17 protein-coding genes are annotated in these 25485 nt (G+C 30.2%); all 17 read left to right on the forward strand.

The features are described 5' to 3' along the window. The first annotated feature begins 4 nt into the window (after positions 1-4). The gene (locus CSPA_RS01295) at positions 5-1483 is read left to right on the forward strand and encodes an alpha-L-fucosidase (protein WP_015390406.1); all 1479 of its coding nucleotides are present in this window, start codon (positions 5-7) and stop codon (positions 1481-1483) included. Between the two features lie 562 nt (positions 1484-2045). Next, the gene (locus CSPA_RS01300) at positions 2046-2738 is read left to right on the forward strand and encodes a DUF624 domain-containing protein (protein WP_015390407.1); all 693 of its coding nucleotides are present in this window, start codon (positions 2046-2048) and stop codon (positions 2736-2738) included. 47 nt (positions 2739-2785) lie between these two features. Next, positions 2786-5593 carry a glycoside hydrolase family 2 TIM barrel-domain containing protein gene (locus CSPA_RS01305; RefSeq protein WP_015390408.1) on the forward strand — a complete coding sequence of 936 codons (2808 nt, stop codon included), beginning with the start codon at positions 2786-2788 and terminating at the stop codon, positions 5591-5593. Positions 5594-5858: 265 nt separating this feature from the next. Continuing rightward, the gene (locus tag CSPA_RS01310) at positions 5859-6824 is read left to right on the forward strand and encodes an ABC transporter permease (protein WP_015390409.1); all 966 of its coding nucleotides are present in this window, start codon (positions 5859-5861) and stop codon (positions 6822-6824) included. 94 nt (positions 6825-6918) lie between these two features. After that, positions 6919-7752, forward strand: a complete 834-nt coding sequence (locus tag CSPA_RS01315; RefSeq protein ID WP_042314968.1) for a carbohydrate ABC transporter permease — start codon at positions 6919-6921, stop codon at positions 7750-7752. A gap of 48 nt (positions 7753-7800) precedes the next feature. After that, positions 7801-8727 carry an alpha/beta hydrolase gene (locus CSPA_RS01320; RefSeq protein WP_015390411.1) on the forward strand — a complete coding sequence of 309 codons (927 nt, stop codon included), beginning with the start codon at positions 7801-7803 and terminating at the stop codon, positions 8725-8727. Between the two features lie 20 nt (positions 8728-8747). Further along, a complete protein-coding gene (locus tag CSPA_RS01325) occupies positions 8748-10424 on the forward strand; it encodes an ABC transporter substrate-binding protein (protein WP_015390412.1) in 1677 nt (558 codons plus the stop codon). Positions 10425-11042: 618 nt separating this feature from the next. After that, the gene (gene yicI / locus CSPA_RS01330; RefSeq protein WP_015390413.1) at positions 11043-13394 is read left to right on the forward strand and encodes an alpha-xylosidase; all 2352 of its coding nucleotides are present in this window, start codon (positions 11043-11045) and stop codon (positions 13392-13394) included. Between the two features lie 68 nt (positions 13395-13462). Further along, a complete protein-coding gene (locus CSPA_RS01335; protein WP_015390414.1) occupies positions 13463-15610 on the forward strand; it encodes a glycoside hydrolase family 3 C-terminal domain-containing protein in 2148 nt (715 codons plus the stop codon). A gap of 216 nt (positions 15611-15826) precedes the next feature. Beyond that, entirely contained in the window at positions 15827-17596 is a 1770-nt protein-coding gene (locus CSPA_RS01340; protein WP_015390415.1) for a cache domain-containing sensor histidine kinase, read from the forward strand. A gap of 20 nt (positions 17597-17616) precedes the next feature. Beyond that, positions 17617-19137: a response regulator transcription factor gene (locus CSPA_RS01345; RefSeq protein WP_015390416.1), complete on the forward strand. Its 1521-nt coding sequence runs from the start codon at positions 17617-17619 to the stop codon at positions 19135-19137. A 194-nt stretch (positions 19138-19331) separates the two neighbouring features. Next, the gene (locus tag CSPA_RS01350) at positions 19332-19757 is read left to right on the forward strand and encodes a hypothetical protein (RefSeq protein ID WP_015390417.1); all 426 of its coding nucleotides are present in this window, start codon (positions 19332-19334) and stop codon (positions 19755-19757) included. A gap of 536 nt (positions 19758-20293) precedes the next feature. After that, the gene (gene ilvN, locus CSPA_RS01355) at positions 20294-20803 is read left to right on the forward strand and encodes an acetolactate synthase small subunit (protein ID WP_015390418.1); all 510 of its coding nucleotides are present in this window, start codon (positions 20294-20296) and stop codon (positions 20801-20803) included. Between the two features lie 61 nt (positions 20804-20864). After that, the gene (gene cimA / locus CSPA_RS01360) at positions 20865-22454 is read left to right on the forward strand and encodes a citramalate synthase (RefSeq protein ID WP_015390419.1); all 1590 of its coding nucleotides are present in this window, start codon (positions 20865-20867) and stop codon (positions 22452-22454) included. A 7-nt stretch (positions 22455-22461) separates the two neighbouring features. Then, complete coding sequence (gene leuC / locus CSPA_RS01365; protein WP_173682158.1) at positions 22462-23727, forward strand: 3-isopropylmalate dehydratase large subunit; 1266 nt, start codon at positions 22462-22464, stop codon at positions 23725-23727. A 12-nt stretch (positions 23728-23739) separates the two neighbouring features. After that, complete coding sequence (gene leuD / locus CSPA_RS01370) at positions 23740-24225, forward strand: 3-isopropylmalate dehydratase small subunit (protein ID WP_015390421.1); 486 nt, start codon at positions 23740-23742, stop codon at positions 24223-24225. A gap of 128 nt (positions 24226-24353) precedes the next feature. Next, positions 24354-25430, forward strand: a complete 1077-nt coding sequence (gene leuB / locus CSPA_RS01375; RefSeq protein ID WP_015390422.1) for a 3-isopropylmalate dehydrogenase — start codon at positions 24354-24356, stop codon at positions 25428-25430. Positions 25431-25485: the final 55 nt, after the last annotated feature.

Raw genomic sequence — 25485 nt, forward strand, 5'->3', positions numbered from 1 at the left:
AATGATGTATAACAAAGAAAACTATCTTAAAATAATTGATCAGGTTATTGATAAAGGTCCTTTTTATGATAATTGGGACTCATTGGGTGAGTACCAGGTACCGAAGTGGTATAAGGATGTTAAGTTTGGAATTTTTATTCACTGGGGAGTTTATAGTGTTCCGGAATTTGGAAATGAGTGGTATTCAAGAAATATGTATATTAAGGGAAGTACTGAATTTGAGCACCATAGGAAAACTTATGGTGAACATAAGGATTTTGGGTATAAAGATTTTATTCCAATGTTCAGAGGTGAAAAGTTTAATGCAGATGAGTGGGCAGACCTATTTACAAATGCAGGGGCTCAATATGTGATACCAGTAGCAGAGCATCATGATGGCTTTCAAATGTACAAAAGTGAAATCTCAAAATGGAATGCTTATGAAATGGGACCTAGAAGAGATATTCTAGGGGAATTATCTCAAGCATTTCAACAACGTGGAATGAAGAATGGTGCTTCCTCTCATCGTGTAGAGCATTGGTTTTTTATGGGGCATGGGAGAGAATTTGAAAGTGATATAACTAATGAGGAAAAAGAAGGAGATTTTTATTGGCCAGCTATGGAAGAAAAGAATCATCATGATTTATTTAGTGAACCAACGCCGACAAAAGAATTTTTAGAGGATTGGCTAGTTCGATGCTGTGAAATTGTAGATAAATTTAGGCCTAAAATAATGTATTTTGACTGGTGGATACAGCATAGTTCTTTAAAACCATATTTAAAAAAATTTGCTGCATATTATTATAATAGGGCAAAAGAATGGGGATTAGATGGTGTGGTAATTAACTATAAGCATGATGCATTCATGTTTGGTACAGCTGTTATTGATATTGAAAGAGGACAATTTGCTGATATTAAGCCATTCATTTGGCAAACAGATACAGCAGTTGCAAAGAATTCTTGGTGTTATACTAAAAATAATAATTATAAGAAGGCAAAAGATATTATTTGTGATTTGGTGGATATTGTAAGTAAAAATGGTCGCTTATTATTGAATGTTGGACCGAAGGCAGATGGATCAATTCCAAAGGAAGATAAAAATATTTTACTTGAGATAGGGGAATGGCTCAAGGTAAATGGAGAAGCAATATATGGCGCAGGTATTTATAGAGTTCCTGGTGAAGGACCAACAAAGATTACTGAAGGCCAATTTTCTGATGGTAAGGACAAAGTTTTTACTAGCAAAGATATCCGTTATACTATAAAAGGTTGTTATTTATATGCGACAGTGTTAAATTATCCAGAGGATGGATTTGTAAACTTGGTTGAATTGGCAGAACAAGATGCTTCTTTGCTGCCTAAATTTCATGGTATAGTAAAGGATGTTTCTGTTCTGGGCTTTGAAGAAGTTATAGAATGGAAAAGAACGAAAACCGGTTTGCAAATAAAAACTAATAAAGTGAAAAGTGATAAACCAGTGGTAATAAAAATACAAATTGACTAGGCTAAAATATGTATTTTTATTTGATAAGAGAAAAATTAAAATGCTTAAGAGTTCCTTATAGATAAACAGAAAACATGCTTATGATAATTCCATGAATGTGCCTAAATTAGTAGCTTTGAATGATTTTTATAATTATTTATTAAATTTAAAGTTAATAATAAAGAATATAGGTATAATTTTCATGGAATTATTATTTGAGGATGATAAAGAAGAAATATAATTAGCATATATTTTAATTAGAATTATGAAATAGACAGCTTATACTTATTGAATATGTATGAGCTGTCTATTTTTATAATATATATTATAACTTTCAGTTATCAATGGTCAATTACCAGTTAATGAAAAAATTCTATCAATATTTTCAGAAATTACATGTATAGTATTAATTAGAATTTATATATATCTAATTAATATTTTTACGAAATATATTTTGTATATCTAATGTTTAAGGTAAAACATATAAAATTTTTATAGTAGGACATTAAAATAATTAGCTATATAATAATGGTAAAATATTATCATTATAATGAATTATTTAAATAGGAAGTGAAAATTTTATATGAGAAGTAAGTCTGGAATACTAGATAGTATAGTATATAAAATTACAGTGTGTATAACCAAGTTCTTTGTAATAAACTTTTGGTTTTTGATAATGATATCTCCATTTTTATTATATATATTCTTTTTTGAAGGTCACATATCTATATCAATATTATTAGTATTCTCAATATTGCTTGGACCAGCGATAACAACACTTTTCTCGATAAGTGGAAAATTTATAAATGAAGGGGATATATGTCCTTCAAAGGATTTTTTTCGATTGTATAAAATGAATTTTTTCCAAGGAATCTTTATAGGCATAATATTAAATAGTTTTATGGGGATCTTATACTCTGATATGGAGTATTTTAATTCAATAGGAAATACATATCTTTCGCTTATATGTTTACTTTTGTTAATAGTCGTAATTATGCTAAGTTTTTATATATATCCTATTATCTCAAGGTATAACATTAAAATGATATATTTATTTCAACTTTCAATAAAATTATTAATCAAAAAAATATATATAAGTTTAAGCTGTATATCTATGATTATCATTGTATTAGCACTTATAAGAATTACGAGAATATCATTAGTAGGAGTTTTATTTGGAGCAAGTATACTATGCTATTTAATAATGAAAATAGAAAATAAAACAATTGATGAATTAAATGAAGAAATAAAAGAAAAATATAATATAAATGACTAATTAAATAAAGAGTATTAGAATTCTGAGTAGATAAGGAAGATGGATAAATGTATAAAATAATTGATTTAAGTGGTATGTGGAGATTTCAATTAGATGAAGAAAAATTGGGAGTAAGTGAACCGTTTAACGATACAATGACACTACCAGGTACAACTTCCTACTTTAAAAAAGGTAAGAAAAATGAAAAAGTTGAACTTGGATTTCTGACTGAAGAATATAAATTTGAAGGGTATGCATGGTTTTCAAAAACCATTTATATTTCAGAGGATGTTGCAAGTAAGAAGTGTTTTCTTTATTTGGAAAGAACACGTGTAACTACTATTTGGATAGATGAATTTATAGTTGGTACACAAAATAGTCTTTGTACACCACATGTTTATGACATAACAAACTACATGTCAACTGGTGAACATGTAATCAAAATATGTGTTGATAATACAAATTATCCAACTAAGGGAGGTCATTTAACTTCAGCGGATACACAAACAAATTGGAATGGTATTACAGGAAAACTTGAATTGCAAATATATGAGAGGAGTTATATAAGTGATATCCAAATTTATCCTAATACTAGAGATAAATCTGTTACCATAAAGGCGAAGCTTATTGGAGTAAATGAAGGCATTATTTCAATTTCAGGAGTAAGTTTTAATAGTGAAAAGGAACATAAGGTAGAAGAAGTTGATTTTAAACTTGCTTCAAATGAGGTTTTTATAACCTGTGAACTGGGAGAAGATGCTTTGCTCTGGAGTGAATATAAACCTAATTTATATAAGTTAAAATTAAATCTTGTGATTAATGGATTAATAGCAGATACAAATGAGGTTATATTTGGACTTCGTAAATTTAAGGCACAAGGTAATAAGTTTACAATAAATGGTGTTGAAACCTTTCTTAGAGGGAAACATGATGGCTTGATTTTTCCATTAACAGGTTTTGCTCCAACAACTGTTGAAGAGTGGTTAAAAGTTTTGAAGATTTCAAAGTCATATGGAATAAATCATTATCGGTTTCATACGTGTTGTCCTCCTGAAGCTGCATTTATTGCTGCTGATATCCTTGGAATTTATATGCAACCTGAATTACCATTTTGGGGAACTATTACTGATGAGAATGATAAAAATCATAATCAAGTTGAGCAAGATTTTTTATTTAATGAAGGGGTATCTATGCTAAAATGCTTTGGAAATCATCCTTCATTTGTTATGATGTCTCTTGGAAATGAACTTTGGGGTAGTAAGGAGAAATTAGAGGATATATTAAAAAGGTATAAAGACTTAGATAATCGCCATCTTTATACACAAGGGTCAAATAATTTTCAGTTTTGTCCTGTGATTCTAGAAAATGATGATTTTTTCTCTGGAGTTAGATTTTCAAAATATCGTCTTTTAAGAGGATCTTACGCAATGTGTGATGCGCCTTTAGGTCACATACAAATTGACGCACCTAATACAATGAAAGATTATGATGAAAATATTATTCCTAAATTAGTTGATGCTCAGAAAAATTTAATAGTAAACTGTGATGATCCAATAGAAATTCAATTTGGTACAGAGACTAAAATTGTTCAAGCAGCTAATTATGATTCTGAAATTATACCAAGAGTTCCGGTAATTTCACATGAAATTGGTCAGTATGCCACCTATCCAGACTTTAATGAAATAAAAAAATATATAGGGCCTTTAAAGGCAAAGAATTTTGAAGTGTTTAAACAAAAACTTGAAGAAAGAGGTCTTGGTGATTTAGCAGAAAAGTATTTTTACTGCTCAGGAAGACTTGCAGTGTCTTGTTATAAAGAGGAATTAGAAGCAGCATTTAGATCAAGAAGACTAGGAGGATTTCAGCTTTTAGATTTACAAGATTTTAGCGGACAGGGAACAGCATTAGTAGGGATGTTAGATTCATTTATGGATTCAAAAGGATTGATTTCACCAGAAGAATGGCGCAGTTTTTGCTCAGATTCAGTGCTTATGGCGAGATTTAATAAGTATAATTATATATCAGAAGAAAATTTTGATGCGCATGTTGAACTTTGCTATTTCAAAGACATCCCATTACATAGTTTAAATTTATTTTGGGAACTAAAAGATAGTAATACTGTATATGAAAAAGGAGAAAGTTATATTTGCAATATTGAAAATCAAAATTATATTGATATATGTGATATTAATATAAAAATGCCTAATATAACTTTGATGAAAAAATTAACACTATCACTTCAAGTAAAGGAGATAGGTGTTGAAAAAAACTATGATTTGTGGATTTATCCGAAGAATGTTATTTGGGATAAGGCAGGTGTAAATATATTTAATAATTTATCCAAAGGGGTAATTGAATTACTTGAAAATGGCGAAAAGGTAATATTATTTCCCCAAGCAGATACTTTGAAAAATAAAATAGATGGATTTTTTTGTACAGATTTTTGGTGTTATCCAATGTTCCGTTCTATTTCTGAAAGCATGGGCAAAAAAGTTCCTATAGGTACTATGGGCTTATTGATTAATAATACACATCCTATTTTTAATGATTTTCCTTGTGAAGAATATTCAACCTATCAATGGTGGAACATAGTCTCAAATTCATGCTCGATTATTTTGGATGATACTGCAAAGGACTTTAGACCTATTGTGCAAACAATAGATAACTTTGAGCGAAATCATAAGTTGGGATTAATTTTTGAATGTAAGGTATTAAATGGGAAACTGTTAGTTTGTGCGTGTGACTATAATAAGATAATTAATCAACCAGATGGAAGACAATTATTATTTAGTATGTTTAATTACGTAAAATCTAAAGACTTTAAGCCAAGTACTGAAATTAGTATTCCAGCACTCAGAAATCTTTTGTTATCTTAAAAACTATGGTACAGTAGATAGATTGCTTTTATAGCAACTTAGCTACTGTCCTTTTTAATTAAGGGGATTTTAGCTATCAATCAGTAATTATAAAGCAATATAAGGACTATAGAAATTATCGCTTACAATAGCAAGAAATTTACTCCAACATAATTGGGAACTCTAATTTTTATATGAAAACATATACATTTTTTCGGGTAGTTGAGTTTGAAAATCCAGATTAAAATTAATACATAAGTTAGAGAGAAAATAAGGAGGTACATAGATGCAAATTTCAAAAATTGATACAGAAATGCTACTAAAAGATAAAACTAAAAGACAGAAGAAAAATTTATGGAAATTAATAAAGAAACAAAAATTCCTAATATTTATGTCACTGCCTTTTGTGGTTTGGATAATTATTTTTAAATATATGCCATTAATCGGATGGTCGATGGCCTTTCAGGATTATAAGCCTGGTAAATCATTTTTTGATCAAACATGGACTGGATTAAAACAGTTTAAAGTATTATTCACGGAACAACAATTTTATCAATCATTAGAAAATACTATTGCTATGAGTTTGTTGGGATTAGTGTTTGGAACTATATGTGCAATAGGTTTTGCTTTGTTGTTGAATGAATTGAAAAATGTAAAATTCAAAAAGAGTGTACAAACTATTTCGTATTTACCTCATTTTATATCTTGGGTAGTAGCTGCAAGTATAATTACAAGTATGCTTGCGCCAAGTGGAATAGTCAATGAATTATTAGTAAAATTTCATATAATTAATGACCCTATAAGCTTTATGTCAGATCCAAGTTTGTTTTGGGGTATAGTAACTACAGGAGATATTTGGAAGGAAATGGGATGGAATGCCATAATATATCTAGCTGCTATAACAGCTATAGATCCAGAAATGTATGATGCTGCAAAAGTTGATGGGGCAGGACGGATAAGACAGATTATTAGTATAACATTACCTTCAATAAAGCCAACGATAATAGTTTTGTTAATAATGAGTATAGGAAATTTACTGAATATAGGTTTTGAAAAACAAATGTTACTTGGAAATCCTGTTGTTGCAGATAAATCATTGGTAATAGATAAGTACGCTTTGGATTATGGTATCGGAATGTTTAGATATTCTTTTGGTACTGCAATAGGTATATTTAGGTCAATTGTTAGCATTATTTTGTTATTTTCTGCAAATAAGTTAGCAAAAAGAGCTGGAGAAGGTGCTTTGATTTAGAACATGTTGAAATAACTAACCAAAATTCATTTAAAGAGGGGGATATCCAGTGAAGAAAAAGATTAAAAGATTTGATATAGTATTAGTTATTATTATGACAATAATTGCGCTAGTAACAATATATCCATTTTTAAATGTATTAGCAATTTCATTAAATGATGCATCAGATACAGTTAAAGGTGGAATTCACATATGGCCAAGATCTCTTACAATACAGAACTACAAGGAAATTTTCGAGGGAAGTAGTAAGTTACCTCAGGGACTTTTGATATCAGTACTTAGAACTGTAGTAGGTACTATAACAGGAGTTTTAGCGAGTGCAATGGTAGCATTTGTATTAAGCAGAAGAGAATTCATATTCAATAAATTTGTTACAATATTATTTGTTTTAACAATGTATGTAAGTGGAGGATTAATACCTGAATATATGTTGATAAAAAATTTAGGATTGGTAAACAATTTTGCTGTATATATATTGCCTGGGTTAATAAGTGCTTTTAATGTAATTGTTATTAGATCATTTATTGATGGATTACCTCCAGCATTAAATGAATCAGCTATGATAGATGGTGCAAATGATTTTGTAATATTTACCAAGATAGTGCTGCCACTTTGTTTGCCGGTAATTGCAACTGTAGCCTTGTTTATAGCTGTAGGTCAATGGAACAGCTGGTTTGATACTTACCTTTATGCAAGACAAAGTGATGGTTTAACAACACTTCAATATGAACTTATGAAGGTAATGAGCACCGCAAATGCAAGTGCAAAGGTAGATCCAAACAGTGTAGCATTGCAAGCAGCCGCTGTTAATCCAGAATCAATAAAGATGGCAATAACAATGGTTGCAACTGGCCCAATATTACTTGTATATCCATTTGTGCAGAAATATTTTGTAACAGGAATGACTTTAGGTGCAGTTAAAAGTTGATAATATTAGATGGGAAGTTATGTTGATTTTTATAAGGGGGAATCATAATTGTTAATTGAAAAAACTAAACTGTGGGAAGATAATGAAGAGGTTATCTTAACATCATATATTTTAGATAATTCAGAGGAAATAAAATTAAAAAAGCGCCCAGCAATAATCATTTGTCCAGGAGGAGGATTTTTATATACTTCCGATAGAGAAGCAGAACCAATAGCAATGAAATTTGCAGGAGAAGGTTATAACACTTTTGTGCTTAGATATGGAACATATTTTAATAATTCAAAATTGGATTTCAACAATCTGCCAAAGGAAATCGAAGGAAATAAGGGAGTGAAATATCCACAACCATTGTTTGATTTAGCTAAAGCAATATTGACTGTACGAGAAAATTCAGAAAGATGGTCAATAGATAGTGAGAAGATTTTTCTATGTGGATTTTCAGCTGGTGGATATGTGGCCGCTAGCCTTGGGGTGCATTGGCAAGACGAATTGTTAAAAAGAAAGTTTGATGTAGATAATGAATTATTTAAACCCAATGGTATGATATTAGGTTATCCAGTCTTAGATTATGCATTAATGAAAGAAGTTCTAGTAGAAACAAATGATAAATTTTTGCATGAATTTTGGAGGGTATCCAACGATTCCATTTTTGGAGAACCAGAGCCATCAAATGAGTATATTGATAAATTAACTCTTACAAATCATATAACTGAAAAAACACCCCCTACATTTATGTGGCATACGGCTAATGATGGATTAGTAAGTGTAAGAAATACACTCAATTTTGCAAATGAATTATCGAAAACTAAGATTCCGTATGAACTTCATATATTTGAAGATGGATGGCATGGCTTAGCGCTTTGTGATGAAGTTACTGCAAATGGTGATGGGCATATTAATCCAGAAGTTAAAGTTTGGTTTGACATGGCGTTAGCTTGGTTAAAAAAATATTCATTTAATATAAATAAACTGTAATAAAGAAAGAAGGACTAGACATGAAAAAAAGTAAAATTTTATCAGTAATAATTTCATTTACTTTAGTAGCAAGTTTGTTTGTTGGGTGTGGTGGAAGCTCAAAAGGAGATAAAGCGACATCGGCTAGTGGTGGAACAATGGATAAGACACCAGTAACATTAACTATGTATACTGTTGATTCAACAGAAGATATGCTTTTTGATGATGATGTAGCAAAGAAAATAACAGAACTTACAGGGGTAACCTTAAAAATATCACATCCAGTAGCAGGAGATACTCAAGCAATTCCTTTAATGATAGCAAGTGGTGATTATCCAGATTTAATTTATGCTAAAGGTGATACAGGTAAGTTAGTAGATGCAGGGGCAATTATTAAACTTGATGATTATATCGATAAGAAGGGTGATAATTTAAAGGCACTTTATGGAGATCAATTAAAGAGATTAAAATATAGTACAGAAGATCCATCTATATATACGGTTGGAACATATGGAGTACATTCAGATATATTTGACCCAAATGGAATTATGCAATTACAGCACGCTGTTTTAAAAGATTTGGGATATCCACAAATTAAGAATTTACAAGACTATGAAAATGCAATAAAAGCATATATAAAAAAATATCCTGAAATAAATGGTAAGAAGACAATTGGGATGACGCTAATGGCAAGTGATTGGAGATGGTTGATAACATGTGGAAATATAGCTAGCCAAGTAGCTGGAATACCAGATGATGGACAGTTTAAAATAGATGATGAAACTCAAAAAGCTACTTATAAATTTGAATTACCAGAAGTTAAAGAGTACTTCAAATGGTTAAATCATATGAATGCAGAAGGATTGTTAGATCCAGAATCATTTACACAAAAGGAAGACGTATATCGTGCAAAGATAACTCAAGGTAATGTTTTAGGATTAACAGATCCAAAGTGGGATTATGATACTGCAACAAAAGCATTAATTTCATCAGGAATGGATGAAAGAACATTTGCACCACTTTCAGTTACTTTAGGTGATAAATATAAAGATCAAACTATGAAAGATTATGGATATAGTGGAGGCTGGGGAGTTGCTATATCTTCAACAAGTAAAAACAAAGACAGAGCTTTTGAATTTTTAAATTGGTTAGCATCAGATGAAGCCCAAGTTTTATTAAACTGGGGAGTTGAAGGAAAACATTACAAAGTTGAAAATGGTAAGAGAATTTTTTTACCAGAGATACAACAACAAAAAAATTCTGATAAGGACTTTAAAAAGAAGACTGGTATAGGGCAATATAATTATCCATTCCCAGAAAGAGGAGATGGGGCTATAGATCCAACAGGAAATTCTTATACTACTAATACTTTAGATAATTTCATTCAAAATTATAATAAGGGCGAAAAAGCTACCTTAGCAGGTTATGGAAAGAAATCTTTTGTAGAGTTTTTCCCACAAGCAAAAGATTTAGGTCAATCTAAGCACGGACAAGCATGGGAATATAATATTCCAAGTGATAGTGATATGGCTATAATTCAAAAGAAAGCTGATGATTATACTCAAAAGGCTATAACGCAAGCAATTCTTGGAAGTGAATCTAATTTTGATTCAGCTTGGGATAAAATTCAACAAGATCTTAAAGCAATGAATATAGACAAACTTGATGAAGGCATGAGTAAATTAACAGTAGATAAGATTAAGCTTTGGAATAATTAAATTAAAATTATAGATATCCAAACCAAGAATTAGACTTATGCAACAATTACCGAAATATGATACATTTATCTTCCGCAGGACTAGTGAAATTTTCGCTGGAAGGTTCTAAATGTGGGCTTGTCGTCATTTCAGCGTGTTCCAGATGTAAAATCTAGACAAGCTGTAAATGAAACAAGCCCACACTAATAACCTTCAACAGCTCAATTTCACATGCCTGCTCCAGAAAAAATGCATCATATTTCTAGTGTAGTTTAGTAATTTTAATTTCTCAAAAGTGTATACATATTCCATTTATAAGTTTGATTATTCATTTGGATATCTATATGAAGTAGATACACTAAGGGATAGAATAGTTTATTTCATATAAAGAAGATTTTAATGGATGGAAGGGTGTAAATGCTTTTGGATATTCCCAATACTGAGTTGGGTTAGCAAAAATAAAACATCCTTCCATTAAAAATTTTACCTGGTTTGTATAAAAAATAAAGAGATAGTTTAATAAGAGTTAAAGTAAAATATATCCAATTTATTAAGTACAAGTGGTGACAAGTATAATGATTTATATAGCTTTGGACATAATGAGAATAAAAATAATTTGTGTGAAGAAGGAGTGTTAATATGAAATTTAGCAACGGATGTTGGTTAAATAAAACAGGAGTTGAAACATTTAGTCCACAAGAAATTTATAACACTAAAATTGAAAAAAATCTTTTAACAATATATACGCCTTGTAGCAAAATATATAACAGAGGATGTACCCTTGGTGGACCAGTTATAACATATAAAATTACATCTCCTATGAAGAATGTTATAAGAGTAAGAGCTTATCACTATATGGGTCAGCAAAAAAAGAGTCCAAGCTTTGAAATTTATGAAGATGATGATACTAACGTTTTGATAGATGAAAATAAAGATAAGGTTTCGTTCAAATCAGGAAACCTTAGAATGGAATATGATAAAAATACAATTGAAATGAGTTTTTATAGAGGAGATAAAAAATTAACTTCTAGTAAATATAGAGGTATGGCTTATGTAAAAACTGAACCAGAAACAGCATTTCTAGAATCATCAGATAAAGGAATATACATGAGAGAACAACTGCAGTTATCTGTAGGCGAATTAGTATATGGCTTAGGTGAGAGATTTACACCATTTGTAAAGAATGGTCAGACTGTAGATGTGTGGAATGAAGATGGTGGAACAAGTACAGAACAATGTTATAAGAATATTCCATTTTATCTTACTAATAAAGGATATGGTGTATTTGTAAATCATCCAGAAAAAGTTTCTTTTGAAGTGGGATCAGAAAAAGTAACCAAGGTTCAATTTAGTGTTCCAGGAGAATGCTTAGATTACTTCATAATAGGCGGAGGCTCAATGAAAGAAGTAATTGAAAATTATACAAATTTAACAGGTAAGCCAGCAATGCCACCAGCTTGGTCATTTGGATTGTGGTTATCAACTTCATTTACAACAAATTATGATGAAAAAACAGTAAATGAATTTGTAGATGGAATGAGAGAAAGAGAGATTCCATTAAGGGTATTCCATTTTGATTGTTTCTGGATGAAAGAATTTAATTGGTGTGATTTTGAATGGGATAGCAGAGTATTTCCAGATCCAAAAGGAATGTTAAAAAGATTAAAAGAAAAAGATTTAAATATCTGTGTTTGGATTAATCCTTATATAGCCCAAGAATCTAAACTATTTGAAGAAGGAAAGGAAAACGGATATCTTATTAAGAAAGCTAATGGGGATGTATGGCAATGGGATATGTGGCAGCCAGGAATGGCCATTGTAGATTTTACAAATCCAGATGCATGTAAGTGGTATTCAGATAAATTAAAAGAATTAATGGCAATGGGAGTTGACTGTTTTAAAACTGATTTTGGTGAACGTATACCAACTGATGTAGTTTACTTCGATGGATCAGATCCAAACAAGATGCACAATTATTATACTCAAATGTATAATAAGGTTGTTTTTGAAACAATAAAGGAAGTTAAAGGTGAAAATGATGCAATAGTATTTGCAAGATCAGCTACAGCTGGTGGACAACAGTTTCCAGTTCATTGGGGTGGTGATTGTGAATCTGATTATGAATCAATGGCTGAAAGTCTAAGAGGTGGGTTATCGCTATGTATGTCAGGATTTGGATTCTGGAGTCATGATATAGGTGGATTCGAAAGTACATCTACAGCTGACGTTTATAAGAGATGGGTTGCCTTTGGTTTATTATCTTCACATAGCAGATTACATGGAAGTACATCATACAGAGTTCCATGGGCATATGATGAAGCTGCATCAGAGGTGGTAAAATTCTTCAGTAAACTGAAATGTAGTATAATGCCATATTTATATGAAACAGCTAATACAGCTAATGTTAAAGGGATTCCTGTAATGAGAGCTATGGTGTTAGAATTCCAAAATGATCCGACATGTACTTATTTAGATAAACAATATATGTTGGGAGATTCTATTTTGGTAGCACCTATCTTTAATGAAGATGGAGAAGCTAAGTACTATTTGCCTGAAGGAAAATGGACTAATTTTATAACAGGTAAGCAATATGATGGTGGAAAGTGGATTAAAGAAAAACATGATTATTTGAGTATACCTATGATGGTAAAAGAAAATAGTCTTATAGCTTTAGGATATGAAAATAATGTGCCGGATTATGATTATAGAAAAGAAGTTACCATATTAGCCTATGAATTAAAGGAAAATGTCAAAGCTACTGCAAAAATTTTAGATATGGAGAGAAAAGAAAGTCTTAAGGTTGAAGTATTAAAAACTGAGAAAGCTATTAATATAGAAGCAAAGGGAACTGATAAAGGCTGGAGTATTGTTTTAAAGAATGTAGTAAATGTAACTGAAGTTTGTGGGGCAGAATGTAAGATACAAGGAAATGATACAAGGATAATAGTGAAGTCAGGAAACAGTAATATTGTATGTAAATTAGAAGGATAGGAAATATACTGAGAACAGGGAAAAGCTGTTCTCAGTATTAAAAGCATCAAATATTTAGGAGGTTAGTGATGGATAAAAATGAATTGATAGATGAAGAAAAAATAGAGAAAATAATATCGGAATTAACACTTAAAGAAAAAGTAGCGATGTGTCATGGGAATGGCTTGTTCAGAACTGAAGGAGTAAAAAGATTAAATATACCTCCAATAAAAATGTCTGATGGGCCAATGGGAGTAAGAGCAGAATTCCCAGATGATAGCTGGATGCCAATTGGAAATTCAGATGATTATGTTACATATCTTCCATGCAATACAGCTTTAGCTTCCACTTGGAATGTTAACTTAGCCCATGAAGCAGGTAGAGTTTTAGGAAATGAAGCAAGAGGAAGAGGGAAAGATATTATACTTGGGCCTGGAATTAATATTGTGAGAAGTCCTTTATGTGGACGTAACTTTGAATATATGTCTGAAGATCCATATTTAATAAGTAAGTTAGCAGTGCCTTTTATAAAAGGAGTTCAAGAAAATAATGATGTGGCAGCTTGTGTAAAACATTTTGCAGTAAATAATCAGGAAACTGAAAGATTAAAGATTGAAGTAGAAGTGGATGAAAGAACTTTAAAAGAACTATATCTACCAGCATTTGAGGCCGCAGTAAAAGAGGGAAATACTTATTCAATAATGACAGCTTATAATAAGCTTTTTGGATACTATTGTTCCCACAATGAATATTTAATAAAAGAAATATTGGAAGATGAATGGGGCTTTGATGGAGTTGTTGTATCAGATTGGGGAGCAATACATGATACTGTAGAAGCTGCTATAGCTGGTATGGATATAGAAATGAACGTAACATACAATTTTGATGAATATTTCTTTGCTAAACCATTAATTAAGGCTGTTGAAGAAGGCAAAATAAGTGAAGAAGTAATTAATGACAAAATAAGAAGAATTTTAAGATTAATGTATAAGATAAATATTTTTTCTGATGATAGAAAAAGTGGAAGGTATAATTTACCTAAACATAGAGAAAAAACATTAGATATTGCTAGAGAATCAATAGTTCTTCTTAAGAATGAAAATAATGTATTACCATTAAAAGATAGTAAAATAAAAACTTTAGCAGTAATTGGTGAAAATGCAAATACAATGCACTCCAATGGTGGTGGAAGTGCTGAAATAAAAGCCTTATATGAAGTTACACCATTATTAGGAATTAAAACAAGATTAGGTGGACAAACAGAAGTTAAATATGCTAAAGGATATAGTGCTGATAAATCAGAGAAGGAAAAATTAATAGAAGAGGCTGTTGAATTAGCTAAAATATCAGATGCAGTAGTTATAATAGGTGGATTAAAGCATACGGCTGAAGATATGGAATTAGAAAACAATGCACTTACAGTATCAAAAGATAAAGAAATAAAGCGTTATGTTGATAGTGAAGGATATGATAAAACTGATATGGATCTTCCATATAATCAAGATGAGCTTATTAATAGAGTATTGGAAGTTAATAAAAATGCAGTTGTAGTTATGCTTAGTGGTGCACCAGTAAAAATGACTGAATGGATAGATAATGCAGCGACTGTAGTCCAAACGTGGTATAACGGAATGGAAGGTGGTACTGCATTAGCAGAAATACTTTTTGGAGATGTTAATCCTTCAGGTAAATTACCAGTTACTTTCCCAAGAGAACTAGAAGATTCTCCAGCACATAAAATAGGAGAGTTCCCTGGTGGTGAGAAAGTTAAATATACTGAAGGTATTTTTGTTGGGTATAGATATTTTTCAACTTATGACGTAAAACCTCTATTCTGCTTTGGACATGGACTTTCATATACAAATTTTAAATATGAAGATTTAAAAATATCAGTTAACGAAGAAGTAGCTGATGTTGATATATCAGCAGTATTTAAATTAACCAATACAGGCCATATAGATGGAGCAGAGACTGTTCAAGTTTATGTAAAAGATGCAGAGGCATCAGTAGAAAGACCTAAAATAGAATTAAAGGGCTTTGATAAGGTATATCTAAAAGCTGGTGAAATCAAGGAAATTGAAATTAAATTAGATAAAAAAGCATTAGCATTTTATAGTGTAGAAGATAAAAAATGGACAGTTGAAAGGGGGACTTTTGAGATTTTTGTTGGAAGTTCTTCTGAAGATATAAGATTAAATGGTGAAATTAATTTGGAATCAAGCTATAAATTTAAATAGTAAATAGAGTATTACAATAGCTATTAAATGGAAATGCTATAGAACTTTAAAATTGTACCCAATAGAGAATGGAGTTTTTCTGTTGGGTACAATTATATATACCAGGTAGTGGATTTTTAGTTACTATGTAAAATATTTTTAAAATACACGAAGTGATGTATAATGTTATAACAAATGTTTTCTAAATAATTCCATATTTACTGGAGAGGATTAACTATGAAAAAAAATATAAGAATTATAATAAATAATATAAAAATAAAAAATAAACTAATATATACATACTTAATAGTAACCATTGCAACTGCATTAATAGTTGGAACATATTTAACAACACAAATGACAAATGTAATTGTAAATAGGGCAATAGAGAATGCAGAAAATAATTCTGATACAATTCGAAATAGATTAGAAGAAGTACTTAATTTAACAACAAAGGTATCTGATTTGGCGTATTCAGACGAAAAATTAATTTCAATTTTAAAAAATAGATATCAAACTTATGGAGAAGTTATAAATACTTATTCTAATTATCCTGTACTCAGAAATTATCTAAAATATTATAGGGAACTTTCAAGTATAACTGTATATGTAGATAATGACACAATCCTTGGAAATACTGAAATACTAAGAGTTTCAGACAAAGTAAGAACTGAAGATTGGTATAAAAAAGCTGTAAGCAATAGTGGTAAAATAGCATGGAGATATACTACAGATGAATTTACAGGACATGAATATTTATCATTAATTAGGAGTATAAAGGATAATAATGGAGCATTAGTTGGTGTGCTAGTTATAAATATTAATCCTAGTATATTAAATGATCTAATAAGTACAGAACCAGATAATAACATGATACTTTTAGATGGGGAAGTGATTTCATTAAAAAATTCTTATCAAATTGATAAGAAGCAACTACTTAAATATAATACACAATCTAATGAAATTAATGTATTAAAGACTAAATTTAATGATAAAGATAGCTATTTAATTTTAAATTCATTTAAAATAGAGAAAACACTAGAAAATAATTTTAAAGTCGTTACAGTCTTGCCTATAGCTCAAATCACAGATCAAACTAATAAGGTTATTATTAATAGTATAATTGCAATTACAGCAACCATTATATTAGCAATAATAATGATAATATATTTTTCTAAGAATATATCAAATAGAATTGATTTGTTAAGAAGAGAAATGCATAGAGTAGTTAACGGAGATTTTTATATAATGACGAAGATTGATGGTAATGATGAAATAGGACAACTATATGATGACTTGAATATTATGGTTGAAAGTATTAATAAATTAATTAATGAAGTCTATCTAGGAGAAATACAAAAAGAACAACTTAAATTAAGGCAAAAAGAAGCAGAATTTAAGATGCTTGCAAATCAAATAAATCCTCACTTTTTGTATAATACATTGGAGACAATTAGAATGAAAGCCTTCTGCAATGGAGATAAAGAAATAGCTGATATAGTGAAAAAATTAGGGAAAATAATGAGAAGAAATCTTGAAGTTAGTGGTAAGGAAGTTACACTTAAATCTGAGTTGGAGCTTATAGAAGGATATCTTCAAATTCAATCCATGAGATTTGAAGGCATGGTTAGTTATGAAATGAATATAGAAGATAATATAGATACGGAGAGCTATAAAATATTACCATTGTTACTTCAACCAGTTGTAGAAAACGCATTTATTCATGGATTAGAAGAAAAAAGAAATAAAGGTACTATTATAATTAATATATTTATAAAAGAGAAACTTTTAATAGTAAAGATTTGTGATGATGGAGTAGGAATCAAATTAGAAAGATTACAAGAAATAAATAAAAAATTAGATTGCTTTGAAGAAAATAATGGGAAAAGTATTGGATTAATGAATGTAAACCAAAGAATAAAAATGTACTATGGAGGAGAATATGGGATGAATATAGAAAGTGAATTTGGAAAAGGGACAATCGTCACTTTATTTCTTCCTATATAGTGAAAGTGGAGGGATTTTAAATGTTGAATGTTTTAATTATAGATGATGAACCTAATGTTAGACTAGGTCTCAGAAAAATAATTTCTTGGGAGGAAAATGGGTTTAAGGTATGTGGTGAAGGACAAGATGCAGAAGATGGATATGATAAGATAATTAACTTGAAGCCTGATATAGTATTAATAGATATAAAACTTCCAGGAAAGCTTGGAACGGATGTAATTAAGGAAACTATAGAGGCTGGATTCACTGGAAAATTTATAATTATAAGTGGATATTCTAATTTTGAGTATGCTAAAACAGGAATAAAATATGGAGTTAAATCATATATCTTAAAGCCTGTTGATGAAGATGAATTAATGGATATTCTATTAAAATTAAAGAAAGAAATAGAAACTGAAAAAAGATGGGCATTAAAAAAGACGGTAGTACACTATGCTAATTTGCAAGAAATGATTTTAGATGAGAAGTACAACTTTGATAAAGAAGATGAATTAAATTCAAGTTATTATAATTATGATAGGTTTCAAGTAGTCTTAATGCTTAATCAAAGAAATAAAAAAAATAATTTGTTTAATTTGGAGGAGTTTGTAAAGACACAACTTGAAAATCATGGAGATGTAGATATAGTAAAATTCGAAGACTTAATTTTAATTTTATTCAAAGGTTTTAAAGAAGAGAGGGTATTTAAGACATTAGATGCAGTAAAATCAAAATTAGATCAGGAAGTGGAAAATCCAATTTTTATAACTATAGGAACTCCAGTTAATAAGATAAATAAAATAAGAAGTGCTTATAATGAAGCAAAGGAACTTATGGAAAAGAGATTTATATTTTTGGAAAAAGGAATAATTTCAAAAGACAATATTGAATTAAATTTTAATAATATTAAAGTGGATCTCAATGAAGTTGTTTTTAAAATATATAGTTTTGTCGAAGTTAATGATTTAGAACAAATAGAAATAGAGTTTAGAAATATTGAAGCAGCAATTATAAAAGAGGGATACTTGGAAGAGGAAATAAAAGCGTATAGTACAAGAATCTTTATAGAACTAAAAGAAAAGTTAATTAATGATTATGATTCGAGTGAAATCAAAATAATAAATAATGAGGAAATAATAAAAAACATATATAATCAATTAAGTTTGAAAAGCACAATAGATTATTTGATTAAAAATTTTACTGATATTTCAAATCAAATTGGGACAAATTCTTCAGATAATATTATAAAAAGAGTGACTGGTTATATAAATAGAAATTATTATAAGGACATAAAATTAGAAAGTTTAGCTGAAATATTTAATTACAATAGTGCGTATTTAGGAAAACTTTTTAAAAGTATTGAAGGTGAAAGTTTTAATACTTATTTAGATAAGATAAGAATAGAAAAAGCGAAGTTATTATTGGTAGATGATAATCTTAAAGTATATCAGGTTTGTGAAAAAATAGGGTATAAAAATATAGACTATTTCCATAGTAAATTTAAAAAATATGTAGGTACAAGTCCGTTAAGTTATAAAAAACAGTTTGATAAGGAAGAATAGAGTGTATAGAAAAGTTTAATTAGTAACATTTATCTATTACTTCTAACTAAAAGTTATTTTAACAATAAAAATGATAATAAGAATAATTTTCAAGGAATTATTATTTAGTCATTGTAAAAAATAAAAGTAAGAACTATAACATAAAGTGAAAAATAAGAGGTTATATTCTTTAGAAGTTGGAGGTGGAATGATTAATGGATAAAGAACCTTATAATGAGTATTTAGTAGTGATGCCAAGTGGAAATTGTAAAGGATTTAATGATATAGAAGGAGCGAAAGCGTATATAAATATATACTATGAATGGAAATATGATGATGTTATTCACAAGGATGGATTTGTAGATGCGACGGAAATAGGAGGTGATCAACCTAGATTTATTGTATTTACTCAATTAGGAGCTGAGGAAGGAGCAAAATGTGAAATATACAAAACTGAAGCCTTCATTAATGCAATTAATAAGGAGTTAGTATTTGAAGATGAAAAAGAAGAAATAATTTCAAAATTATGTGAAGCCAAGGTTGAATTTAATATATATGATTATAGTTTAGATACAGTTTTAGCAGATATTCAAGAAGTTGAATATATGGAGGATTTTGGAGATTACATTAGTAGAATGTAATTTTTATATACTAATAGTATAAAATGGATATATTTAATTTATTAAAATATATTTGATAATTAATATATATAATCAAATAAATGATAAAATGATTAATAAAATAATAAAAAAATAGCTAAAAAATTAATGAATAAATAATTAAGATGTGCTTTTTGCAAATAAAAAAACAAGAATGAAAAATATATTACGAAAATATTGACAATAGTAAAAACGGAGAGTAAAATTCTATCTAACAAGAAAACTTAATATGTCCTTACGTTAAAAAATGCTATGATGGAGACAATTGTTTAGCAGACAAGTTGCAGAGAGTCGATGGTTGGTGAGAATCGATACTTTAGCTTTAGAATTATCACTCCTGAGCAGAATCCAGAAAGAGAAGGTAAATTTCTCGAGTAAAAGATATCCGGTGTGCATCCGTTATATGCAAGGGTTTGTTGGAACCTAGTGATATTATATAAGGCGGAATATTATCCCACTTCTTATGATTCATATCATTAAGGGTGGATTTTTTTAACCATTTTTAAGGGGGGAAGTAAATGGAGAAGTATGTGTTATCAGTACTGGTAAAAAATTCATCTGGTGTTTTAAGTAGAGTTAGCGGGTTGTTTTCAAGAAGAGGCTATAATATTGAAAGCTTAACTGCAGGCAGAACGGAAGAACCATCAATTTCAAGAATGACAATTACCTTAATGGGAGATGAAAACACCTTAGAACAAGTAAAAAAGCAATTAAATAAATTAGAAGATGTAATACGAGTTGTGAATTTTAAAGCTGATGAATCAGTTTATAGGGAGTTAGTGCTAATAAAGGTAAAAGCAAATGCAGAAAATAGAGCAGCTATAAATGAAACTGTAAAAATTTTTAGAAGTAAGATAATTGATTTATCTACAGATACTTTAACAATTGAATTAACTGGGGATGAAAATAAAATATCAGCATTAATTAACCTGATGGAGGAATATGGAATTGAAGAGCTAGTTAGAACTGGGGTTACAGCACTTCAAAGGGGAGAAAAAACTATAAAGAATTCATCAGAAAACTATTAGTGAATGACTAAACTAGAAGCAAAGGCAATATAGCAATAAGAGTGGAAGGGGGATACGATAAATGAAGCAGGTCAAGATATTTGATTCTACCTTAAGAGATGGAGCGCAAGGCCAAGGAATTTCATTTTCATTAGAAGATAAAATAAAAATAGTAAAAGTGTTAGATGAGATGAATATTAATTATATAGAAGCTGGAAATCCTGGTTCAAATCCTAAGGATATGGAATTCTTTAAAAGACTTAAGGATATACAATTTAAAAATTCCAAAGTGGCGGCGTTTGGATCAACTAGAAGACCTAATATTAATGTGGAAGATGATAAGAATCTACAAGATTTATTAGCATCAGGTGCAGAGGTAATTGTTGTATTTGGAAAGTCATGGGATTTTCAAGTGACAGATATTATTAAAACATCATTGGATGAAAATATTAATATGATAAAAGATACAATTAAATATTTATGTGAAAATGGGAAAAAAGTAATTTTTGATGCTGAACATTTTTATGATGGATATAAAGCAAGAAAGAATTATGCGCTAGAAACTTTAAAGGCAGCAGAAGAAGCAGGGGCTGATGTAGTTGTGCTGTGTGATACTAATGGAGGAACTTTGCCAAAGGAGATATATGATATAACTAAGGCTGTGAAAGAGCAAATTGCAATAGAAATTGGTATTCACAGTCATGATGACATGGGAATGGCAGTGGCAAATTCAATTATGGCAGTAGAAGCAGGGGCCACTCAAGTTCAAGGTACTTTTATTGGAATAGGCGAAAGGTGTGGAAATGCTAATTTAAGTGCAATAATACCAGCATTAAAATTAAAGCTCGGCTATGAGATATTAAATAATAGAAATTTAGAAAATTTAACTAAGACTGCAAGATATATATCAGAAATATGCAATGTTACATTAGTGGATCAAAAACCTTTTGTAGGGAATTCTGCATTTGCTCATAAAGGTGGAATGCATATAGATGCAATAACCAAAGCACCAAAATCATACGAGCATATAGCACCAGAGTTGGTTGGAAATAAAAGAAGATTTTTGGTTTCAGAAGTTAGTGGAAAAAGTACAATACTACAAGAAATACAAAAGATTTTCCCTAATATATCTAAAGATGATACTTCTGTTAAAAAGATTACAGATAGATTAAAGGAATTAGAGTATGAAGGGTATCAATTTGAAGGCGCAGAAGGGACAATTGAACTAGTTATAAGAAAAATTATTGGGAAATATAAACCTTTCTTTCAATTAAATCATTTTAAGATTATTGGTGAGCAGCCTTATGGTTCAGAAGAATTTTCATCAACAGCTGTGATAAATATTACAGTTGATGGGAAAAGTGAGATGACAGCAGCAGAAGGAGAAGGGCCTGTAAATGCACTAGATAAAGCAATAAGAAAAGCGCTTGAAGTATTTTATCCAGAGATTAAGCAAGCAAGGCTTGTGGATTATAAGGTTAGAGTTCTAGATTCAGAAAGTGCAACAGAAGCGAAGGTAAGAGTTTTAATTGAGTCAACAGATGGAATTGAAACTTGGAGTACAGTTGGGGTATCCCGAGATGTAATTCAAGCCAGTTGGATAGCATTAGTAGACTCTATAGAATATAAATTGATAAAAGATATTGAAAGAAAAGTAAAAGCATATTTTTAAGGAGATGATTAAAATGGGAATGACAATGACACAAAAAATCTTAGCAGCACATGCAGGTTTAGAAACTGTAAAGGCAGGACAATTAATAGAGGCGAATCTTGATTTAGTTTTAGGAAATGATATTACAACTCCAGTAGCTGTAAATGAATTTAAAAAGTTTGGGACAGATAAAGTTTTTAGTAAAAGTCAAATTGCAATAGTGCCTGATCACTTTACTCCTAACAAAGATATAAAAGCAGCAGAGCAAGTTAAATATATTAGAGAATTTGCTCAAAAGATGGAGATTGAGAATTTTTTTGAAGTAGGAGAAATGGGAATTGAACATTGCTTACTTCCTGAAAAAGGATTAGTTGTTGCTGGAGATGTAGTCATAGGGGCTGATTCGCACACCTGTACTTATGGTGCACTTGGCGCATTCTCAACAGGTATTGGTTCAACTGATATGGCAGCAGGTATGGCTATAGGAAAATGTTGGTTTAAAGTACCATCAGCTTTAAAATTCGTGCTTAAAAATAAACCAGCCAAGTGGATAAGTGGAAAAGATATAATATTGCATATTATTGGGATGATTGGTGTTGATGGAGCATTATACAAATCAATGGAGTTTGTGGGTGATGGATTAGAATATCTTTCAATGGATGATAGATTCACAATGGCTAACATGGCAATTGAAGCAGGAGGAAAAAACGGAATATTTCCTGTTGATGATAAAACTATTGAATACTTAAAAGAACATGCAACTAGAGAATGGAAGGTTTATGAAGCGGATGAAGATGCTGAATATGATGAAGTTATTGAAATTGATTTAAGTACATTGAGACCAACAGTATCATTTCCACATCTTCCAGATAACACAAGAACAATTGACAATACAGGAGATGTAGTAGTTGATCAAGTAGTAATTGGATCTTGTACTAATGGTAGAATCTCTGATTTAAGAATAGCTAGAGATATATTAAAAGGAAAGAAAGTAAAGAAAGGAATTAGATGTATAGTGATTCCTGGAACTCAAAAGATTTACTTACAGGCTTTAGAAGAAGGAATTATTAAAGATTTAGTTGAAGCTGGTGCAGTATTCTCAACACCAACCTGTGGACCATGCTTAGGTGGACATATGGGGATTTTAGCAAAAGGTGAAAGATGTGTATCAACAACAAATAGAAATTTTGTAGGAAGAATGGGACATGTTGAATCAGAAGTATATCTTGCAAGTCCAGCTGTAGCAGCAGCATCTGCATTGACTGGAAAAATAACAGACCCAGAATTAGTCTAGGAGGTATTAGTAATGAGCGTAAAAGGAAAAGTATTTAAATATGGTGATAACGTAGATACAGATGTAATAATCCCAGCAAGATATTTAAACACATCAGATGCTAAAGAGCTTGCTGCGCATTGTATGGAAGACATAGATGTTAATTTTGTGAAAAATGTAAAAGATGGAGATATAATTGTTGCTAATAAAAATTTTGGATGTGGTTCTTCAAGAGAACATGCACCACTAGCAATTAAAACTGCTGGAGTTAGTTGTGTTATTGCATCAACTTTTGCAAGAATATTTTATAGAAATTCAATCAATATTGGATTACCAATTTTGGAATGTGAGGAAGCTGTAAAAAATATTGATGCAGGGGATGAATTAGAAGTAGATTTTTCAACAGGATTAATTAAAAATCTATCAAAAAATCAAGAATATCAAGGTGAAGCATTTCCGGAGTTTATGCAAAAAATTATCGATAATGATGGACTAATAGGATATATAAGAAATAAATAAGTAAAAATATGAATGCTTTATATTGATATAATTTTTGAATAAAGAGATAATAATAGAAGAACGTTAAATTGAGTGAATTTTCAAATAAGCAATAAGAATCAGAAAATTACAAAAGGGGGATTTTTATAATGAAATATAATGTAGCTGTAATACCAGGGGATGGAATAGGCCCTGAAGTAATAGAGGAAACAATAAAAGTTTTAAAAATTATTGGGGAGAAGTTTGGGCATAGATTTGATTATGAATATGTTCTAGCTGGAGGCTGTGCTATAGACAAAGAGGGAACACCACTTCCAGAGGAAACTTTAGAAATATGTAAAAAAAGTGATGCCGTTTTACTAGGGGCTGTTGGTGGACCAAAATGGGATGATCCTACGGCTAAAATAAGACCAGAACAAGCATTATTAGGTTTAAGAGGGGCCCTAAATCTTTATTGCAATTTAAGACCAGCGGTTTTATATGCACCATTAAAAAATGAATCACCACTTAAAGATAGCATTGTTAAAGATGGAATTGATATTTGTATAGTAAGAGAATTAACTGGTGGAATTTATTTTGGTGAAAGAGGACTAGAAACAGTTGATGGTGTAAAAAGTGCTTATGATACTGAAAGATATAATGTAAAAGAAATAACTAGAATTGCTAAAATTGGATTTGAAACAGCAATGAAGAGAAATAAGAAGCTTACAAGTGTTGATAAAGCAAATATACTAGAAAGTTCAAGACTTTGGAGAAGCGTAGTAAATGATATGGCTAAAGACTATCCAGAAGTTGAAGTAAATCATTTATATGTTGATAATGCAGCAATGCAATTGGTTAAGGACCCAAATCAATTTGACGTAATTGTAACTTCAAATATATTTGGAGATATATTATCAGATGAAGCTAGCATGGTAACTGGATCAATAGGAATGTTGCCTTCAGCATCTCTTGGAGAAGGAACATTAGGAATGTATGAACCAATTCATGGAAGTGCACCTGATATAGCAGGGAAAGGAATCGCTAATCCTTTAGCAACAATTCTTTCAGCAGCTATGATGCTTAGATACAGCTTTTCATTAGATGAGGAAGCTAAGGTTATTGAAAACGCAGTGTTAGCAGTGCTTGAAGATGGCTATAGGACTGGAGATATAATGACAGAAGGAAAGAAAAAAGTTGGAACAGTTGAAATGGGGAAATTAGTTTGTAAAAAAATAGAAGCATAATTGGCAATTATTATTGAAATGGAGAAAATACTGAAGAGTTTTTTCAAAAACATGG

Origin of the sequence: Clostridium saccharoperbutylacetonicum N1-4(HMT) (genome assembly GCF_000340885.1) — a bacterium.
GTDB lineage: Bacteria > Bacillota > Clostridia > Clostridiales > Clostridiaceae > Clostridium > Clostridium saccharoperbutylacetonicum.

Bases quoted from the DNA above. Each gene is read 5' to 3' on its own strand.
- leuD (WP_015390421.1), top strand. From the start codon at position 23,740: ATGAGCGTAAAAGGAAAAGTATTTAAATATGGTGATAACGTAGATACA.
- CSPA_RS01350 (WP_015390417.1), top strand. From the start codon at position 19,332: ATGGATAAAGAACCTTATAATGAGTATTTAGTAGTGATGCCAAGTGGA.
- CSPA_RS01295 (WP_015390406.1), top strand. From the start codon at position 5: ATGTATAACAAAGAAAACTATCTTAAAATAATTGATCAGGTTATTGAT.
- CSPA_RS01305 (WP_015390408.1), top strand. From the start codon at position 2,786: ATGTATAAAATAATTGATTTAAGTGGTATGTGGAGATTTCAATTAGAT.
- CSPA_RS01300 (WP_015390407.1), top strand. From the start codon at position 2,046: ATGAGAAGTAAGTCTGGAATACTAGATAGTATAGTATATAAAATTACA.
- CSPA_RS01345 (WP_015390416.1), top strand. From the start codon at position 17,617: ATGTTGAATGTTTTAATTATAGATGATGAACCTAATGTTAGACTAGGT.
- ilvN (WP_015390418.1), top strand. From the start codon at position 20,294: ATGGAGAAGTATGTGTTATCAGTACTGGTAAAAAATTCATCTGGTGTT.
- CSPA_RS01325 (WP_015390412.1), top strand. From the start codon at position 8,748: ATGAAAAAAAGTAAAATTTTATCAGTAATAATTTCATTTACTTTAGTA.
- yicI (WP_015390413.1), top strand. From the start codon at position 11,043: ATGAAATTTAGCAACGGATGTTGGTTAAATAAAACAGGAGTTGAAACA.
- CSPA_RS01340 (WP_015390415.1), top strand. From the start codon at position 15,827: ATGAAAAAAAATATAAGAATTATAATAAATAATATAAAAATAAAAAAT.
- CSPA_RS01315 (WP_042314968.1), top strand. From the start codon at position 6,919: ATGACAATAATTGCGCTAGTAACAATATATCCATTTTTAAATGTATTA.
- cimA (WP_015390419.1), top strand. From the start codon at position 20,865: ATGAAGCAGGTCAAGATATTTGATTCTACCTTAAGAGATGGAGCGCAA.
- leuB (WP_015390422.1), top strand. From the start codon at position 24,354: ATGAAATATAATGTAGCTGTAATACCAGGGGATGGAATAGGCCCTGAA.
- CSPA_RS01335 (WP_015390414.1), top strand. From the start codon at position 13,463: ATGGATAAAAATGAATTGATAGATGAAGAAAAAATAGAGAAAATAATA.
- CSPA_RS01310 (WP_015390409.1), top strand. From the start codon at position 5,859: ATGCAAATTTCAAAAATTGATACAGAAATGCTACTAAAAGATAAAACT.